The following is an 18,829-nucleotide window of genomic DNA, read 5'->3' as shown; positions in this document are numbered from 1 at the left end:
CCTGTCGGACGCCAACACGAGCTGTCGGGGATCAGGCCTTGGCCGCCATCGCCGTGACTTCCACGCGCATCCCTTCAACGGCCAGCGACGCGACGCCCACTGCCGCACGCACCGGCCACGGTTTGGCGAAGAAGCGTTGGTAGACTTCGTTGAACGCGCCGCGGTCGGCCATGTCGGTGAGGTAGATGGTCAGGTGCATGACCCGATCCATCGAGCTGCCGGCGCGCTCCAGTGCGACTTTCAGCGCCTGCAGCGTGCATTCGCTCTGCTCGGTGATGCCACCCAGTTCCAGGCTGCCGTCGGCCCGGGTCGGGATCTGCGTGGAGACCATGATGCCGTTGAACGTAGTGACGTCGGAGGAAATGGAATCGGCATCCGGATCGGGGGTGAAGATGATGTCTTGATTGGCCATGGGGTTCTCTTGTTTGAGCGAGTGAAGATCGCGTCAGTTTACAGATTCGTTGCCGACATGGCCCGTTCGGGCGATCGGCACCATACTTCTGCGCGAAACAGGCAAACCATCTTCTCTTTTCATACAGGAGCAGGGCCATGAGCAACAAGCCGACGATTGTGCTGGTACACGGATTCTGGGGCGGCGCAGTGATTACCGAGGCCGGCAATCAGCCAAATGTCGTCGGGTTGGTGTATATCGCCGCGTTTGCACCGGATACCGGGGAAAGTCCTGGCGCTCTGACGCAACAACATCTGCCGGCTGCTGCGCCCTGATCAAACTGCTTGCGTTGCCGCTTCAGCCGCGAGCGCCGCCGCCACGCAGGGGCGCGAACCGATACGGTGCATGTAAGCGTCGAGCGCTGGCCAGTCGACGATGTCAATGTTGAAGGTCGGTAGCCATCTGCGCACGGTAAACAAATAGGCATCGGCGACGCTGAAGTCGCCGATCAGCCAGTCCTGGTCGGCGAGAGTGCGGTTCAGATAGTCCAGGCGCTTGAACAGCTTGTGCTTGAAGATGGCCTTGATCGCTTCGGGAATGTCCGCGCTGAACAGCGGCGCGCTAGCGCCATGGATTTCCGTGCTGATGAAATTCAGCTGTTCCTGCAAGCGCGTGCGCGCCCAGGTTCCGGGTGCGGGCGCCAGTCGATTGCCCGGTACGAGGTCGACAAGGTACTGCAGGATCGCCGGGCCTTCCGTGAGCACTTGAGCATTATCCAGCTCCAGTGCGGCGACATAGCCCTTGGGATTTATCTCACCGCATAAAACCGCCGACTCGAAAAAGATCGTCGCTTTCCGAACCTGGCTGTTGGCGCTGCGGCAAGACCAAGACTCTTTTGTATAAGCGTGTATCCAGCCCGTTCGTGTACACATGCGCATAACAAACGTCCGGCTTGCGACACATTCCGCCGACATGCTGCACTCAGAATAAAGCCCTCCACACCACTACGTTCAAGAGGGCAACACCATGCGCCGTCCCCTGTTTCTGGCCACTGCTGCGGTAGTCATTTCAATGATCGGTATCGCTCACGCGGCGGACACTCAACCGAAGAGCTGGCAGCAAGGTTTGAGCCGTACCGATCTGGTTCGCGAGGATCTCGGTGCGAATGATCGCGAAGTGATTCAGGCGCGAGTCGATTTCGCCCCGGGAGTGACTTCACCGAAACATGCGCACCCCGGTGTCGAGGTGGCGTACGTGATCAGCGGCACTTTTGAATATCAATTGGAAGGCAGGGCGCCAGTGACACTGAAGACGGGAGATTCGCTGTTCATTCCTGAGGGCGTGGCGCATATCGCCAGGAACGTCGGCCAGGACAAGGGGTCGGAACTGGCGACCTACATCGTCAAGAAGGCTGAGCCATTGCTGATTCTCAAGCCGTAAGCGCCAGGTTCAATGCAGGGTAGCGGCCCTGCGGCTCTCACCAATGCGGATTCGGTCGAGCGCCCGGTTCAAGGCGTCGAGAGCATCGAGCAGGGCTTTGGCTTCCGCCTCTCGACCCTCACCCCAGAGGCGTTCAGCCATTTTGTTCAGGGCCTGGATCGAACGCTCGATATCGGCGGCGCTGGCGGCTGGTTGAGTGACGGGCGGTTGTTTCGGCATACAAGGATCATCCTCCATCGATCGATTTGGCTAAAGACTTGCGCTAAACCGATAGATTACTGCGCGGCGCGACTTCTGTCTGAAGTTGATTGCCACACCTCTCAGCTGCGCTGCGCATTTCGTCACCGCTTCGTTGAGGCGCAACTCCGATCCAGGCAAAGAATCATCGTTTGATAGAGAAGTGGCAAAGAATTAAAACCCTGCTAGCTTGAGTGTTTACCGCAGCTAAATAGCGTCAACCGCAGAACTTTGAGATTTATCGGATATCGAGCCAAGCGAAGCGGTCTTGCGGATTTGCTCGGATTTATTCAAACATTTCTTGCTGAGGATCTGACGAAGGGAAAGTCGCAATGATTACGATCAGATCAACGCAAATGGACGCGCTACAGCGTGAGCGTTATTTGAAATACGCACGGCGCCTGGTTCCTGAAGTGCAAAATAGTTGTTCGGTGATGGTGCAGGCAGAAACGGAAAATACCCTGCTGGAAAAAATATTATTGAATCTTCAGCAAGCAGAGCAGTACGGATTGTTCGAGGATCGCCATACTAAAGTTTTTGTTGAGTGCTGTTTTTTATTGGGAGCCGACTTTCATCTGCAGCCGGATATCAACAAGGTGTTGAACAGTGAAGGTTTGACGGCGGACATGAAGGTTTTTCAAATGCTCAAGAAAATAGACGCAAGCTTTATATGAGTTCTTTCCGCGGCAAGTGAAAGTGTATTTAAGCTGTGCGGCAGGCCAAGGACGTCATTCTGGTATTTTTTTTCGAAAAAAGATGGATCATTATGAAGCTTACCATCACCCGTACAGGTTCTCAGCAGCAGCCATTTACATATTCAAGCCTGGATGTGATCTCAATAGGTACGGCACAGGATGATCACGTGCAGCTGAATTTTATCGAAAAGGGTGAGTCATACGCTTTGCTGTTTCTAGAAGATGACCAAATAAATCTCAGAACATTGAAGTCAGAGGTTTTTTTGGTTTCAGATGAGGGCGAGACTCCTTTGTCGGCTCATATAATTATAGAACTTGAATCTGAGAGTTGCCTCAAGATTGGCAGTGATCTGATTAGCTTTAAAGTTGAATCTTCATTCGGGAATTTTAATGAAGTGAGTTCTCAGGGCTTCTCTGAAGAGAGTATGGAAGAAGAGAAGTCAATTGATGCGTCGCGTCATGCTGCTTCTGCATCAGTCAATGTTTCAACAAAAAGAAAATTTGCGGAGGCGGATGATCAGCCGTTGGAAGATATTGCCGAACAACAGTCGCCATCAGTATTTCCCTCAAGTCAAATATTTTCATTGGTGGAAGGGCGAGAATTTGATAAAGATGAAAAGTTTGACAGGCGGTTGATTCCCAATGAGCAAGCTGAGGTTTCCGAGGCCTTTTCGGGAATAGCAGATAATTATTGCGCCAGTACTTCCAGTCAATCAAGTATTCTCCCGGCGCAACGCTGCGCAAAAATAAAAATTACAGTAGATGGCTACCAAGAGCAACATTTTAACGGCGCAAAAGGATCCAGTGTTCTCCGCGGAAGTTCAGCCAGCGCGGCGCAATCGACGTCGAAGCCTATAGCGAAAATCAATGTGGTATTTCGCTATATGAATTGTCTAGGGGCAGGGGCGCTGAAGTACGGCCCGATTAGTTGCTCTAAAATCGAAGATTTTGACGCATGTCAGAACATTCGCAGCGAGCGAGTAAAGGGGCAAGTGAGCTTTACATTCAAAGTGCTTTTGGAACCCGGTGCGAGATACACGCAAACCGAACCGAAGCTGATCCCGATGGTCGTCCCTACCATAGGGTGTCCATCGGATCTCAAAGACCTCATAAAATGCCGAGCAATGCTTTGGTCAAGCGCCGCCAGAGAAAGGCCCACCTATCTGGTAGTCAGCCATTTGGAGGGCGATATCTATATGCAGCAGTTAGGCTTGAACTTAAAGCAACTCGGAGTGGGGATTATATCCTGGAGTACAAAAAAACCGCTTTATGGATTTGGTGTTTGCAGGCTGGCTGCCCAGACTGCAGCAGAAAATTTTGGTGGTAATTGCACTATAGATATGTGTGACGTAAACGTACTTGATCCATCACTCAAGAATGGTCATCAGGTTGATAAGGTGAAATTTGCTATCAAGAAAAAAGCCAAGTCTACGGTTGATGCTAAGGTTCTAGGCACTGCGTGGTATACGTCTACTGGTAAAGGTAGTGGGATTCCGCTGTTGAAGTTTGATGGATACACGTTGAGTAAATTACCATCTGCCGGTATAGGCGGAGGCGGTCGGCCAATTGAGCAGGTGATAACCATTGGAGATGAGTTGCTTTTTGATCCGTGCTTTATTACTTCTTCGGAAGATATGGATATGACGGAACAATTCCTTCATGAGCAAAATTGGTCGAGAACAAAAGTTACAGTCCACAAAGGAAAGGAGCTGAAGGATGTCAAGCCGCTCTCAAAAATGAAGTACGCATCATTCAAGGATAAGATGACCATTACCAAGGTTTTGTTCGATCAAGGTCCCCTTACTCATGAATATATGATCAAGCGCAACGAATATTTAATGCAGCTCAGTAACGAGGGCAGCTATATTGTCAGCGTTCCAAAATTACAACTTGATCGTGAATTTTATGACAGGTCAGAACCTGGCGATAAAAATTCCATGGTTGAGGATGAGGGCGAGGAAGGTCAGGAGCAAGAAGATGAAGGGGGTGGCGAAGGCGAAGAGGGCGAAGAGGGCGGCCGAGTCAATATTACAATCAACGCCTTGGTTGATTTTATTGAGAAGGAATTCAACTATCGTATTCAGCAGTTCAATGAAAAAGTTGATAAATGGCCCGCCAACACAAAGGCCAAGAAGCCAGAAAAGAAAACAGGCTTGGATGAGAATTTTTCTTTGGTCTTAAGATCTCTCATAGTCGAGAAAATTCTCCTTAAATTGAAAATTGAAAAAAGACAGCTGGAATACCAAGATGTGATGAAGGATTTTATTTGAGTGTTAGGTCACTAATAATATTCGCAGCAGGCAAGGCTTTGCGTTTACACGTCTGGGACGGGACGTTTGTACTGGCACTTCCCATTGGCAAGAATTTTTGTGCCGTACATGTCCGTCGAGTAGACACTGCGGCCCCTATCAGACTGTTCACCGCGCTGATCGCTAATCCATCGCCTTTACCTCCGCACGGGTAAAGAGCGAGCGCACGCGATCGCCCTTCAATGGGCAAATTGAAACCCGTGCCTTGGCGCAATCGCTTAGAGGCAACCTGCCTGTTTTTGCGCAGTTTTGCAGCCGGGGTCTTCGGAACTGCGCGGGTGTCCGTCAGAGTAAGTGTTACAACCGGCGAGCAGATTGATGAGCGTGAACAGTACGAAAATCCTGGTCATGAACCTCTCCTTGTTCAGATGTGTGAGGGGGGCGTGTACATTCTATCTACGACTAAGCCCCGAATGGCCGGGGCTCGGTCGTAGATGAAATGGCGGGCGAGGTGCGCGCAAGTGTATTCATTGCCGTCCCGGAAAGATGGTTATGGAATGTGCGTGTTTGTGCTATCGAATTTCTTGTACTTCCAACTGAACCCGTCTCGTTGGGTAGGTGCGAAACTTTTAAACCAATCTACCCAGTTGCTTGCGGACGGCATCCACCAGCCCTTGATGGTGTTTGCCCAGTGAGCGAGGCCTAGCTCGGAAACCAGATAGTGGCTATGGCTGACACAGTTCTGGTATTGGGTTGTCGCATTGGCAAGATTTGGCCAAAGGACGTCATAGGCGGTCTTTGTTTTCTTTAACTTGGCTTGAAGTTTTCTATATTTTTTTATGAACTGCTTGTTTACGCCAATATAGTAAACGTACGTCGTTGCGCTTCCGGTGGCGCGCGCCCAATCCTGCGAGGCAAGCGTACCCGTGGAGAATTCCCAACCGGTCTCACTGATTCCCGTCAGTGTGATGTTTTCGCCATCGATAAGAAACGTTGTTGCGTGTCCATCCTCCGCAAGTTTTCCTAGCGTTTTCGTCCAGGAACCCAAGCTGAAAGGGTTGAATCCTTTTCCGACACCACTCCATGTCAGTATCGAATAACATATTCCGAAAATTCCTGCTGCTTTGTCGATTGTCTCCAGATCAGCTACCAATGCAGTTCCTTTTTTGTTCGCCATGCGCTTGCTCCCTTAGTCCACATTGCCGATGGGTGCTCATGTGGTTCCTGTTGGCCAGGAAAGGTTAGGACACAGTGTGTGCTAGCGCCAGCGCCTGTGCAGGGATTTGCATGAGCAGGTCGTTCCGGCCTTTTCCGGCCTCAATGCGGGGCGCGGGGCATGTTCAAGGGGCGTGGAGCTCGGCCCCTTGTACATTGCCGAGCAGGTGATGAGCACTCATTATCTGCTCATAAAGCGGGCGTTGTTGTGCCCAGCTATTACAATGGCGACAATAGTCAGCAATGATCACCAGCGTATCTATTGCTTCATTGAAATCAGGCTTGGGGTCTTTATCGTATTCTTCCATAAAGGCTTGGAAATCAAAGCTTTTGGCAAAATCAAGATTGCCTGGACTGGAAATAATGATCCAGTCAAGAATATCTATTTGCCGCTGTAATTCTTTGCGGATCTCAAGATGGTTGATAACCCACGTTTGAATTTCAATGTCAGAGGGCGCCGCGGGAAGGGACTTTGAAATATGTTCAAGCTGCGTCAGTAACAAATTCAGTTGCTCCGACGCGTTGTCTGCCGCTGTATTGTGTTGCTTTACAATTTCACATGTCTTAATGAAGATTTTTATAGGCTGCTCAGCTGCCGTGCCGGCCTCGTGGAGGAAGGTTGCCTTGGCTCTTGGCTCGAGAAAGTATTGCCGCCACGATTTACTGAAATGCTCGATGGAAATGTTGCTGGTGGCTGCTGCTTCCATCCGCTTGGCCAGAGGAATCAAGCCACCATTCGCTACGTTAATCAAGTCTGTTGCGTCCGCTATGTCTGCCGTTAACTCATGAAACAGACGACTTAAATCAAACGCCTGCTTTAGCGATGCAGCGACATAATTATCCATTTGGTGATTGACTTGAACTATGGAGTGAGCGATCTCGCTAGAGCGGCAACTTATTCCAATTTTGATTTCCGAGAGCGGACGTTGAACCCATTCCGAGCTGGCTTTGGTAAAAGTATAAATATCTGTGGGAAGGCTTTTGCGGCACGACTTTCCTGAGCAGGGCAGTGCGCAATCCTGAAAAATTTGCGCGATGAACTGTGAGCACACAATGCCCTCATTGTCAGAAAATTCCGCCTCGTTACTGATTAACGCAGTTATCTTGTATTTCTGACCGTAATAGTATTGAGCCTGTTCGAGCAAATTCCAAGTCGCCGCATCGTCTGCGTAGCGGTGTCGGACTAACAACGAATTGGCGACGTCGTAGGAATGACTCACTTCATCCCATTGACGCAAGGTGATTCCGATGCCTGGATTGGCATCAATTATCATGTTCTGCCCGGTAACCATCGCGACATGTGAGTAGCTCGCGATTTGCAAGCGTGTGATTGATTGAATCGCCATATTGGGCTTGGTCAACAGGCTCTTTCCCCTTAGTAGCAGGATGTCGCCAAGCCGAGGTAGGTCGTGATCAAAATCCATGGGGTTCGTCCTTATTCAGCATTGTCAAAAGCGCACTGACCCAAAGGAGCGAAATTTTACACAAGGGCGGTGAGGTGTTTAAAAATTTCCGCGTTGCATCGATCCTTCTCACCATTTCGCGTAGGGCGAGAAAATGTTCAAAGTTAGACATTGCTAAAGAGAGAAATAAAAATATGGTGTTTTTAATCATTGGTGGGATTTATAAAATTTTAATTTCTTGTTATGCGATCGTTGGTTCTACAAATGCCCAATGGCTAGTTGCACTTATAACATTTGGCGGTAGCCTTGGGAATAAATTGGCTTAATATCCGTAAATTGGATCAAAGTAGGAAAGTGGGGGGTGTGTTTTTTTCCATTCCTTTGCGAATGAAATCCCCATTTCGATTTCCTCAGGTTTCATTTTTGCTGCAATCTCAGGGAGGCTGATCTTCGCTTCCCTTGGTGCTGCTCCCCCTCCTTGGAGCTGTGTTATCAAATACGTAAAGCCATAGGCTTTGACTAAATCGAGCGGAAAGTCGTAACTGTTCGGAAGGTGGGCGATATTGAGGGCATAGCTTCCAAGTGCATCGATATGTCCTGCTTCAGCTGTTTTTTTTAGCCAATGTCCTATCTCTTCCTTTTTTCCATTGTGCTCATATAGGTAGTTAGCATAAAGGTACATTCCGGGAGGATAGCCCCCCTCCGCAGACGCCTTAAACCACTTCTTGACTGCTTTCTCTCGACTGCCTAGGATCAGGAACGAACCCTGTCCATTTTGGTAGGCACTTGCTAGAAGTTGCTGGGCAAAGTCATCACCCGACTCTGCAGCCTTTTCTAACCACTCCAAACCTTGTTTGGCTGTAAAGAGCGCAACCATTGCTTCGGTGTCGCCTCTCTCCGCGCGTTCGTGTGCAGTTTTCAAGGCCAAAGTCCTCCAGCCTTTAACATTTTTCTGCGTGCAGGTTTCGACTAAAGTGCATAGATCTTCTTGGTTACTAAGACGCAGCATGGCATAGATGTGTCCTTTTTCAGCTGCTGCCTCGTACCATTTCACGGCGTCCTTTGTCATGTAACGGTTACTTAGGCGGATGGCCTCGCCTAAGTAATACTGAGCATCTCGATCGCCTGCTTCGGCAGCAGTTTGCAAAAAAGTCTGCGAGGAAGTCCATGCACTTTGCTGGTAAAGCATAATGCCAGTTTCTTTCGCTGCCGCTTGATTTTCAATGACTTGGGCGTTGGAAATTGATGTGGTGGAAACCCACAAGGCAATGCTCAAGAAAATAGGGCGGAAAGCGGACACAGATAAACTTCCTTAAATCAGTAGCCGTAAGCCGGAACAAAGTAGGAAAGTGGTGGGTGATTCTTTTCCCAATCTTTGGCAAAGCGGATCCCATCCTTGATCTCTTGAGGACTCATCTTTTCGGCAATTTCAGGAAGGCTTCTTCTAGCATCCTCAGGGGCTACGCCACCACCTTGCAAATGGGAGATAAGGTAGGTGATTCCATAGGCTTCTACTAAGTCCAACGGAAATCCGTAACTGTCAGGGAGGTGCGCGACAGTGAGGGCATATCCACCAGCAGCATCAATATGACCTGACTCAGCCGCTTTCTTTAGCCAATATCCTACATCTTCTTTGCGTGCATGATTTTCATATAAAAAATTTGCGTATAGGTACATACCCGGCGGGTAACCGCTGTCCGCTGAAGCTTTGAACCATTTTTCAACAGCTTTCTCGCGGCTCCCAGGAATAAGGAACCAACCCTCACCATCTTTGTACTTACCAGCGAGCGTTTTTTGAGCAAATCCACTGCCTGCTGTCGCTGCCTTTTCTAACCATTGCAAACCTTGGCTAGCGGTAAATAAAACAATCATTGCCTCAGTATCGCCTTGTTCGGCGCGTTCATTTGCAATTTGCAGTGCGTAACTCCGCCATTCTTCATCGTTTTTACCTGAGCAACTTTCCATCTCTTTGCACAAATCATGCGCACTCAGCCGAAGCATTGCATACAAATTTCCTTGATTAGCTGCGGATTTGTACCATTTTTTTGCATCTTCGGTGGTGTAGCGGTTGCTGAGGCGGATAGCCTCTCCTAGGTAATATTGCGCTGTACTGTCCCCTGCATCTGCCGCGATTTTCAGTAGTGGCTGTGAATCGTACCAATCACTTTGTTGATAAAGAATAATCCCTTTATTTCTTGTTACTAGCTGTTCTGTTGTTAGCTGTGCGAAAACTGGAGTGAATAAAAATATTGAGTATAAAATGATGATGTATATTATTTTAGTCAATGATTCGTCCTGTATGGAAAGCTTTGACTACTTGAGTGGAGGAAATGATGGCCACTGTATACGTTCGATTAGCTATGGTGGTTATAGATTCTTGTCTCTGGTGCAAAAAAGTCTAATCTGTCGAAGGTGTTTTTAATCGGAGGCATGCCACATGTAAAACATGATAAACCGTGTTCTGCCCCTGAATGTAATTAAGCGAAGGTGGCGTTGTTAAGAATATTTTATCGTCTAGTATCCGTATATTGGGTCAAAATAAGATAAGGGGGCGTGATTTTTTTCCATTCTTTCGAAAACTCAATCCCTTCTGTTATTTCTACAGGATTCATCTTTTTAGCCAGATCCGGGAGCAGCCGCTTTGCATCTCCTGGTGCTGTTCCTGCCTCCAGCTTTGAAAGTAAAAGTGTCAAGCCGTATGCTTCAATCAGATTTTCTGGGTAACCAAGTTCATTGGACGGATCTGAAATTTTGTATGCGTAGGTGCCAACTGCATCTATATGGCTGTGCTCCGCTGATTTTTTCACCCAGTATGCGATCTCTTCTTTACTACCATTATGGTCGTATAAGTAATTCGCATAGAGGAACATGCCTCTCGGGTTACCACCTTCCGATGACGCTTTAAACCATTTGATAATCGCTTTTTCTCGACTACCTGGAATCAAAAACCACCCGGCACCGCTTTTGTAAGCGCTAGCCAGCATTTGTTGTGCGTAACTGTCACCTGCTTCGGCCGCTTTCTCAAGCCATGGCAGGCCCTGACCAGCCGTATACAGGACGGTCATTGCTTCTGTGTCGCCTTTTTTTGCTCGTTCTTGAGCCGTTGTTAGTGAACGATCTCGCCAGTCAACTCCATTTTTATCTGTGCAGGTACCCATACTTCCGCACAAGTCATTTTTATTGCTTAAGCGGAGCATTGCATATAAAAAACCTTGCTCAGCTGAGGCCTCATACCATTTTTTTGCGTCTGGAGTGATATAGCGCTGACTGAGTCTAATAGCTTCGCCCAAATAATATTGTGCGTCACGATCCCCTGCCTCTGCAGCAATGTTCAGGAAGGGCTGGGAGTCGTACCAGTCGCTCTGCTGAAAAATAGCGATACCCGTGTCTTTTGCACTTTTTTGTGTTGGTGTCAGTTCGGCGTTTGCTGTGCCGCACAATGCAAAGTATGCAAAAAATAACCAAGTGTAATGCTTAATCAATGTTTGGCCCTTTATAGATGCTTTTGATCTTTTGAATAGGTGCGAATGCTGGACCTTTGTATTCGGTTTGATAACTGCAATCGTCGTTCAAGCGAGCGCCCATAGTCGAAACTAGCGCTCTGTATCGATTTCTCATTTCGTTAGTGCCAACTTGCAATGATAAAACACGCTCGGCCATGAAGGTGTCCAATTTAAGCTTGTTTTTGCAGTAAACGGATCCTGCCTGACTTGACCGCGCTCCGTCTCTGTTCATGCGAATAATCGCTTCTTCAAACTGTAGCGAAGCATTAGTCTTGTTTGAAATCCAGGTTAAACACTTCTCTATTGCTCGCTGTTGTAGGAGATGTGTCTGTTCTTCATCAAAAACTTCAGCTTGCTCATCTTCTTCGGAGGTGAAAGCTTTTGGAGGAGCGCATAATGCTAAAAGGAGCGGCCCTAAAGCCTCTGGCTGAAGATTAAAAACCCAATCCTGTATAGCTTTCTGGTTCTTATCTCTAATTAATGTATAAGCAATCAACCCCCCACGCCCCCCCTCAGTCAGCGCATCAAATATCCTTTTAACAATGGCATACCCACGCACATAGGCAAACGCCACATCGATACCCGTGGCGCCGAGGAAGCTCAGTTTTTGCAGGTAGTCCATGGCTTCGCCATCGACCCACTCAAGATCCTTGTATTGGTTCGCGGCCATTTCCTGTCGCACCAGTTCCGTCAAGGCTACGATGCTGTCGTAGCCGACTTCAAAGGTCAAATACCCTTTGACGCCTGCGCCACAGACCAGCGCGCCCTTGATCGATAACAGCAGTAGGCCGTTTTGCATCCGTAGGTGCATGTCGCCGGTGTAGCCGGCGCCGATGGCCACGGCTACTTCAACTTCCAGTTTGGCCAAAGGGCGCCACTGGTTGGCTGAAATGCGATTGGGCACGGGAGCAGGCGGGAGGACGCTTGGGGGAGGGCACCAGAACAGTTTGCCGGTGACTTTGCACCCGGCTTGGGCGCCGGCAAACACTTCGAACTTGGCGAGGTCGCCGGATTTTTCAGCGATGTCTACACCGACCAGGCTGGTGTAGCCGGTTTTCTGGTCCAGGGTCAGGTCGCGTGACAGCATGAGACTTGCGCCAGCGAATCCCCAGGCCTTGGCTTCCAGATCCAGAGACAGTTTGCCGAAGTTGACGCTGCGCACGCTGCCGTCATGAGCCTTGTATTTTGCGATCCAAGGGTCGGCTTTTGCCCGTTTCGGGAACTCGACTTTGAGTAAGCTGACTTCCCCGCGCCACGCCGTTACATCCAGTGCGACTTCTACATTGGCAATCTGAGGGGAACCACTTTTCAGCGTGGGGCCTTCCATTTTGACTTCGGACAGAAGGTTGGCGCTTTCCGGGAGTAAGCATCGAACCAGTTGGGCCTGCGGGCTGTTGTCGAACAGCATGAGGTTGCGCAACTGCTTATCTTCGAAAACCATGGCTTTGAGGTTTTCGCCCCAGCTTTTGCGTTTGGCTTCGGCTTTGATGCTTTCGACTCTGTAGCCTTTGGCTTCCAGTGCGCTGAAGAATTTTTCAGGCACGAAAAGTCCATGTTCATCGAACCATGGTCCCTTTTCATCGAACTGCAGCGCTCCTTCCTGTTCCAGCCAATCACTGAATACCCGGTCGTCGTCGGATTCTTTGGCAATCGACTTTGGCAAACTGGTCGCGAGTTCTTTGAGTTGACCCTCGAATGCGTTGCCGCTGACCTGCGCCAGATGTTTCAAGCTGATGTGGTTCAGAATCGTCGTCGACGATGCACTGCTGAGCTCACGCAGTGGAATGTTTGTTTTGGCCAGTCGTTCGAGGGGTTTTGGCTTGTAGCTTTCCGCGTCCCAGAGAAACAGGCGGGGCGGTTTCAGTGCTCGAACGCGTGCTTCGGCGGTGTTCTGAATTCGCTCTGCCTCGTTATTCAGGTCGTACCACTGTTTCTGCAAGCTGACGAAGAGCACGCCGGGTGGCGCAGATTTGCCGCCAGTGGCCAAGACCCATTGGGAGTAACGTTCTTCGATCTTTTTCTCAAGCTCATCGCGTTTGGTGGTCAGCTCGATGAATGCCTGAAAATCCTCGGTACCTGACCAGAAAGGGGACAGGTTTGTTTTCAGTATCTGGAAAATATATCTGTCCCTTTTTTCACGGGCTCATACCATTACACGGCTTCCTCTGTCATGTAGCGATTACTTAGGCGGATGGCCTCGCCTAAGTAGTATTGATCGTCTCGATCACCCGTTTCGGCGGCGGTTTGCAAAAAAAACTGTGAAAAAGTCCAAGCGCTTTGATGGTAAAACGCGATACCGCGATCTTTGGCAGTAGCTTGATTCTATGTCAATTGGGTGGCATAAACATTTGGTGCAAGCATTAAGAGAAGAAAGCTTGTCACTAATTTCATGATTAATGCCACGTTGAGGTTTCAATAGCCGTAAACAGGCACGAAATAAGAAAGCGGTGGGCGCGTTTTCTTCCATTCTTCCGCAAATAGAAGACCTTGCTTGATTTCTTCCTTGGTCATTTTCTCAGTGATTTTTGGGAGCATTCTTTCTCCGTCTTCGGCTGCTGTCCCACCACCCTCGAATTTAGACATCAGATAGGCTAACCCATAAGCCTCAATCAAGTTTTTTGGGTAGTCTAGATCGTTTGGTATATGGGCTACGCTGAGGGCGTAATTACCGACCGCGCTGACGTACCCGCCTTCGGCCGATTTTTTTAACCAATAAGCAACTTCTTCTTTCTTACCTCCATGTTCGAATAAATAGTTGGCATAAAAATACATTGCTTTTGGATATCCACCTTCAGCTGACGCTTTGTACCACTTTTGAATGGTTTTTTCGCGGCTACCTGGAACGATGAACCATCCGTCCCCATCTTCGTAGATTCCTGCAAGTGTATTTTGCGCTAGAGGATCACCTGCCTCAGCTGCCATTTCTAACCAACTGAATCCTTGTTTGGTGATGAATAAAACGATCATTGCTTCAGTGTCGTTGTTTTTAGCTCGTTCCTGAGCTAGTTGTATTACTTGTTCACGCCATTCGTTTGCACTCTTGCCACCGCAGCTTTTCATTTCATTACAGATATCACTCTTACTGCTTAGTCTTAGCATTGCGTAAAGGTTGCCCTGTTGCGCAGCTGCTTCATACCATTTTCTTGCTTCATTAGTTGTGTATCGGTTGCTAAGACGAATCGCCTCTGCCAAGTAATATTGGGCTGTCTCGTCACCAGCAATGGCAGCACTTTCTAGTAAAGGTTGAGAATCGTACCAGTCGCTTTGCTGATACAAAATTAGTCCTCTCTCTTTTTTCGACTGCTGTTCTCGTGTTAATTGCGCAGAAGCTGAGCAGGAAAAAAGGACGGATAGAAATAGGCATAATGCGATTTTAATCAATGTTCGGTCCCTTATAGCTTGCTTTTATATCTTGGGTTGGAGCGAAAGCCGGGCCCTTATAAATGGTGTTGTACTCACAGTGTCCATTTAGTCGGGCGCCTAATCTAGCTACATGCTCGCGATAAATTGTTCTTGTGTCGTTACTGGCCTTGTCCAGAGCTTTAACTCGCTCAGCCATAAATGAATCGAGCTTGAATTTGTTTTTACAATATGTGAGCCCGGCTTGCGGTGGTCGCAATCCATCCCGATTCATACGTATGATTGCCTCTTCAAACTGTAAAGTAGCGTTAGGGTTGGATGATATCCAACCTAAACACCGTTCGATCGCTCTCTGCTGTAGTTGATATGCCTCATCTTCCTTGACGCTTTTATTGTCCTGGTCTTCTTCTATTGAAAAAGGTTCAGGAGATGAGCTAAGGGTCAATAGCAACGGTCCAAGTGCCTGTGGCTGCAAGTTACATACCCATTCCTGCATCTCTTTCTGTTTTTTGTCGGTGACGATTGAGTAAGCAATCAACCCCCCACGCCCCCCCTCGGTCAGCGCATCAAATATCCCTTTAACAATGGAATACCCACGCACATAGGCAAACGCCACATCGATACCCGTGGCGCCGAGGAAGCTCAGTTTTTGCAGGTAGTCCATGGCTTCGCCATCGACCCACTCAAGATCCTTGTATTGGTTCGCGGCCATTTCCTGTCGCACCAGTTCCGTCAAGGCTACGATGCTGTCGTAGCCGACTTCAAAGGTCAAATACCCTTTGACGCCTGCGCCCCAGACCAGCGCGCCCTTGATCGATAACAGCAGTAGGCCGTTTTGCATCCGTAGGTGCATGTCGCCGGTGTAGCCGGCGCCGATGGCCACGGCTACTTCAACTTCCAGTTTGGCCAAAGGGCGCCACTGGTTGGCTGAAATGCGATTGGGCACGGGAGCAGGCGGGAGGACGCTTGGGGGAGGGCACCAGAACAGTTTGCCGGTGACTTTGCACCCGGCCTGGGCGCCGGCAAACACTTCGAACTTGGCGAGGTCGCCGGATTTTTCAGCGATGTCTACACCGACCAGGCTGGTGTAGCCGGTTTTCTGGTCCAGGGTCAGGTCGCGTGACAGCATGAGACTTGCGCCAGCGAATCCCCAGGCCTTGGCTTCCAGATCCAGAGACAGTTTGCCGAAGTTGACGCTGCGCACGCTGCCGTCATGAGCCTTGTATTTTGCGATCCAAGGGTCGGCTTTTGCCCGTTTCGGGAACTCGACTTTGAGTAAGCTGACTTCCCCGCGCCACGCCGTTACATCCAGTGCGACTTCTACATTGGCAATCTGAGGGGAACCACTTTTCAGCGTGGGGCCTTCCATTTTGACTTCGGACAGAAGGTTGGCGCTTTCCGGGAGTAAGCATCGAACCAGTTGGGCCTGCGGGCTGTTGTCGAACAGCATGAGGTTGCGCAACTGCTTATCTTCGAAAACCATGGCTTTGAGGTTTTCGCCCCAGCTTTTGCGTTTGGCTTCGGCTTTGATGCTTTCGACTCTGTAGCCTTTGGCTTCCAGTGCGCTGAAGAATTTTTCAGGCACGAAAAGTCCATGTTCATCGAACCATGGTCCCTTTTCATCGAACTGCAGCGCGCCTTCCTGTTCCAGCCAATCACTGAATATTCGGTCGTCGTCGGATTCTTTGGCAATCGACTTGGGCAAACTGGTCGCGAGTTCTTTGAGTTGACCCTCGAATGCGTTGCCGCTGACCTGTGCCAGATGTTTCAGGCTGATGTGGTTCAGAATCGTCGTCGACGAGGCGCTGCTGAGCTCACGCAGTGGAATGTTTGTTTTGGCCAGTCGTTCGAGGGGTTTTGGCTTGTAGCTTTCCGCGTCCCAGAGAAACAGACGGGGCGGCTTCAGTGCTCGAACGCGAGCCTCGGCAGTGGTCTGAATTCGCTCTGCTTCGTTATTCAGGTCGTACCACTGTTTCTGCAAGCTGACGAAGAGCACGCCGGGTGGCGCAGATTTGCCGCCAGTGGCCGAGACCCATTGGGAGTAACGTTCTTCGATCTTTTTCTCAAGCTCATCGCGTTTGCTGGTCAGCTCGATGAATGCCTGAAAATCCTCGGTACCGGCGTACTGGTCATCGGGACTCAGCGCAAACTCGGGAACTGCAATCCCGCACTCGGCAAGCTCGACGATGGCATTGATGTACTTGGACATCAGGTCTTTCAACGCCAGGATGTTGATTTGCACACCCTTGAGTTTCTTTTCGTCGATCTCGCCGGTTTCAATCAGCTTTTTGTGAAGGGCCTTATATTCTTTCAGATGTTCCCAAGCCGAGGCGATCTTCTTGGTGCCTGGATCGAACATTTTGTAGCCGTGGGCTTTCGCCTTGTCGCGCTCTTTAATGTACGTATCGATGGCTTCACAGGCCTTTAACGCGCGCGGGGTATAGAAGACGCCGTTTTCTCGTTTGTACCCCAACGTTTTTGCTTTTTCGTCGGAAACTTTTTCGAGGGTTTCCATGTTTTTCTGGTTTTTCTCGATGCGCTGTCCAGCGTGGAACATCTCGCGCTCGGCGTGCATCGTGGCGTCGCTATCACCCTTTGCTTTTGCCGTTTCCCAATCCTTGCGGCACTGCGTCTTTTTGGCAGTGTCTTCGGGGATTGCCGACTTAGACGCCAGGTAACTGCTATGTTGCTCGCCTTCGAGAAAGGCTTCCGGGCCCGGGGTGAGGAAGTAGTCCATCAAACCCGCGTCAGCGATGTTGCTCATGCGCGTGGCTTTATCAGCGTCGACGGTTTTCTGTTTGAGCAGGCTGACGCTTTCTTTGAGTTTTTCGGATGTGCGCTTGGGCAACAGCCAGAAACGGCGCTGACCGGTAACGTAGATGATGTCGTCGTAGCTGCTGCTGCAACCCGGCTTCTTGTCTTTGCAGAACGTTTCCGCGTCGGCAGTCTTTTTTGGCGGATCGGCCGGAATGACAACAGGTGGTTGTTCTGGCGCGGGTGTTTGTTCGGACGTACCTGTCATCTCAGACTTCCAGTCGTTGTACTTTCTCGAATGCCGGCATGTCGCTGCTCAGCACGTTCATGACGTCGGCGCGGGCCTGCAGCGGACCTTGATTCAGATTCGGCAGCAGGTGCTCAAGATGACGTCCTTCTTCAATGCCGTGATCCACCAGCAGTTGCAAATTATCGGACACACCAGACAGTTGAGAATCCGATAAGCTCGCAGCGGACTCGGCGTTCCGCAGCCGAATCCAGTACCACCAACGGATTTCATCGAACGCTAACAGCGTGTCGCTCTTTAGGTGCAGCGGATATTTTTGTTCGCCATTAGAGGCATCAACTTTTTCTGTTTGTTCCCAAACACGCCATTGTTGATCGTCGATGTGAGCGGGCGGGGTATAGACGCGATCCCAAGGGCCGAACAGCGCTCGGGCGGGTATCGTCAGCGCCAGCGCACCCCAGAATGCCGGGTCGTAGTAGCGCGCCAGCGAGTCACCATGAGACGGGTCGTTCATGCGCAGGAGGCGACGAGCATGCAAGAGCGCGGTCTCCGGCTTTTCACGCGAGGTCAGCAAAATGCCCGCGCGGTTGTCGCGGCATAGCTCAATGGCTTGGGCGGTGGCAGGACTTCCCGGTGTCAGTTGCAGCCAGATCGGACTGACATCATTCATTTCGGCGAACGGCGTGTCCTGAAACAGCTTTTCAACATCATTCAACCCGGACTGTTGGTAGAGCTTTTCCAGCGCCCGAGGCTGGCGAACGCTGTCGATGATGCCATACAGGGTGCGGTTTCCACTGCTGTCCGATGGCGTCGTGGCCACGGGTTGTTCAAGGAAATGACTCAGCCATTCAGACATGGGCAAACCTCTCGCGAGCAAGCGCCATCGGCTTGCTTTCCACAGATCGGAACAAGGGGCAGACCTTGAACGCTTTTTCGTACAAATGGATTGGTCATTGGCGGGACTAACACCTTGCCAGCCTTGTCAGCATCAGCCTGCTTCAACAACCCCGGCAACAACGGCGCCGCCCCCGTGCCGCTCCCCGGACCACCCCCCGAGTTCATGTTGATCACCGGCCCACTCATGGTCACACCACCAGCATCAATCTTGATAAAGCTGCCACCACCGATCAGGGTCAGCTCCGCACCGGCTTCCATCACCACTTTCATGCCGCTGCTGAGGTGGATTTCCTGGCCAGCATCAATGAACTGGCCGGTGCCAATCTTTATGTGCTGATTGAGGCCCACGGTGAGGTGATCATTGGCGCGGGCTTCGACTTTGCGGTCTTCGTAGACGGTATGGTGTTCTTCGGCTTTGAATTCGCTGTAACTGTTCTT

The 18,829-nt window shown here is 50.1% G+C and carries 14 protein-coding genes and 3 pseudogenes; 4 read left to right on the top strand and 13 right to left on the bottom strand.

Annotated features, from left to right (window positions below; genetic code table 11):
* Positions 1–31 precede the first annotated feature (31 nt).
* On the bottom strand, positions 32–412 hold the full coding sequence (locus CQ009_RS23785; RefSeq protein WP_064388561.1) for a RidA family protein: 381 nt from the start codon (positions 410–412) through the stop codon (positions 32–34).
* A 179-nt stretch (positions 413–591) separates the two neighbouring features.
* On the opposite strand from CQ009_RS23785, the pseudogene CQ009_RS23780 reads away from it, so the two are divergent.
* Positions 592–720: pseudogene (locus tag CQ009_RS23780) on the top strand (alpha/beta hydrolase); the annotation flags it as partial.
* Positions 721–726: 6 nt separating this feature from the next.
* Here the strand turns inward: CQ009_RS23780 and CQ009_RS23775 are convergent.
* Positions 727–1,203, bottom strand: a pseudogene (locus CQ009_RS23775) (glutathione binding-like protein); the annotation flags it as partial.
* Between the two features lie 259 nt (positions 1,204–1,462).
* On the opposite strand from CQ009_RS23775, the gene CQ009_RS23770 reads away from it, so the two are divergent.
* Positions 1,463–1,831 carry a cupin domain-containing protein gene (locus tag CQ009_RS23770; RefSeq protein ID WP_236708293.1) on the top strand — a complete coding sequence of 123 codons (369 nt, stop codon included), beginning with the start codon at positions 1,463–1,465 and terminating at the stop codon, positions 1,829–1,831.
* 9 nt (positions 1,832–1,840) lie between these two features.
* Here the strand turns inward: CQ009_RS23770 and CQ009_RS23765 are convergent, their stop codons facing one another.
* Positions 1,841–2,050, bottom strand: coding sequence for a hypothetical protein (locus tag CQ009_RS23765; protein ID WP_105708880.1), 210 nt, complete (start codon positions 2,048–2,050; stop codon positions 1,841–1,843).
* Between the two features lie 350 nt (positions 2,051–2,400).
* Here CQ009_RS23765 and CQ009_RS23760 point away from each other — a divergent pair, with 350 nt between their 5' ends.
* Together CQ009_RS23760 and CQ009_RS23755 are read left to right on the top strand one after the other, a co-directional pair.
* On the top strand, positions 2,401–2,742 hold the full coding sequence (locus tag CQ009_RS23760; RefSeq protein WP_105708879.1) for a hypothetical protein: 342 nt from the start codon (positions 2,401–2,403) through the stop codon (positions 2,740–2,742).
* Positions 2,743–2,834: 92 nt separating this feature from the next.
* Positions 2,835–5,033 carry a hypothetical protein gene (locus CQ009_RS23755; RefSeq protein WP_146117567.1) on the top strand — a complete coding sequence of 733 codons (2,199 nt, stop codon included), beginning with the start codon at positions 2,835–2,837 and terminating at the stop codon, positions 5,031–5,033.
* Between the two features lie 529 nt (positions 5,034–5,562).
* Here CQ009_RS23755 and CQ009_RS23750 read toward each other — a convergent pair.
* The 10 genes and pseudogenes from CQ009_RS23750 to CQ009_RS23705 all read right to left on the bottom strand — a co-directional run.
* Positions 5,563–6,189 (bottom strand): hypothetical protein, encoded by a 627-nt coding sequence (locus CQ009_RS23750; protein WP_105708877.1) that lies wholly within the window; start codon positions 6,187–6,189, stop codon positions 5,563–5,565.
* Between the two features lie 163 nt (positions 6,190–6,352).
* Complete coding sequence (locus tag CQ009_RS23745) at positions 6,353–7,651, bottom strand: hypothetical protein (RefSeq protein ID WP_105708876.1); 1,299 nt, start codon at positions 7,649–7,651, stop codon at positions 6,353–6,355.
* Positions 7,652–7,952: 301 nt separating this feature from the next.
* Positions 7,953–8,930, bottom strand: coding sequence for a tetratricopeptide repeat protein (locus CQ009_RS23740; protein WP_105708875.1), 978 nt, complete (start codon positions 8,928–8,930; stop codon positions 7,953–7,955).
* 17 nt (positions 8,931–8,947) lie between these two features.
* On the bottom strand, positions 8,948–9,916 hold the full coding sequence (locus tag CQ009_RS23735) for a tetratricopeptide repeat protein (RefSeq protein ID WP_105708874.1): 969 nt from the start codon (positions 9,914–9,916) through the stop codon (positions 8,948–8,950).
* A gap of 221 nt (positions 9,917–10,137) precedes the next feature.
* Entirely contained in the window at positions 10,138–11,112 is a 975-nt protein-coding gene (locus tag CQ009_RS23730; RefSeq protein ID WP_371920183.1) for a tetratricopeptide repeat protein, read from the bottom strand.
* Complete coding sequence (locus tag CQ009_RS23725) at positions 11,105–13,087, bottom strand: hypothetical protein (RefSeq protein WP_146117566.1); 1,983 nt, start codon at positions 13,085–13,087, stop codon at positions 11,105–11,107. The genes CQ009_RS23730 and CQ009_RS23725 overlap by 8 nt, the downstream gene beginning before the upstream one ends.
* A 458-nt stretch (positions 13,088–13,545) precedes the next feature.
* Positions 13,546–14,514, bottom strand: a complete 969-nt coding sequence (locus CQ009_RS23720) for a tetratricopeptide repeat protein (protein WP_105708872.1) — start codon at positions 14,512–14,514, stop codon at positions 13,546–13,548.
* Positions 14,507–17,515, bottom strand: a complete 3,009-nt coding sequence (locus tag CQ009_RS23715) for a hypothetical protein (protein WP_105708871.1) — start codon at positions 17,513–17,515, stop codon at positions 14,507–14,509. The genes CQ009_RS23720 and CQ009_RS23715 overlap by 8 nt, the downstream gene beginning before the upstream one ends.
* Before the next feature lies 1 nt (position 17,516).
* Positions 17,517–18,350 (bottom strand): DUF4123 domain-containing protein, encoded by an 834-nt coding sequence (locus CQ009_RS23710; protein ID WP_105708870.1) that lies wholly within the window; start codon positions 18,348–18,350, stop codon positions 17,517–17,519.
* Positions 18,335–18,829: pseudogene (locus CQ009_RS23705) on the bottom strand (type VI secretion system tip protein VgrG); the annotation flags it as partial. The gene CQ009_RS23710 and the pseudogene CQ009_RS23705, both read right to left, overlap by 16 nt.

It is taken from the genome of Pseudomonas sp. MYb2 (assembly GCF_002979955.1).
Classification (GTDB): Bacteria; Pseudomonadota; Gammaproteobacteria; order Pseudomonadales; family Pseudomonadaceae; genus Aquipseudomonas.
The sequence above is the reverse complement of the archived record's forward strand: the minus strand, read 5'-3'. Positions and strand labels throughout refer to the sequence as shown.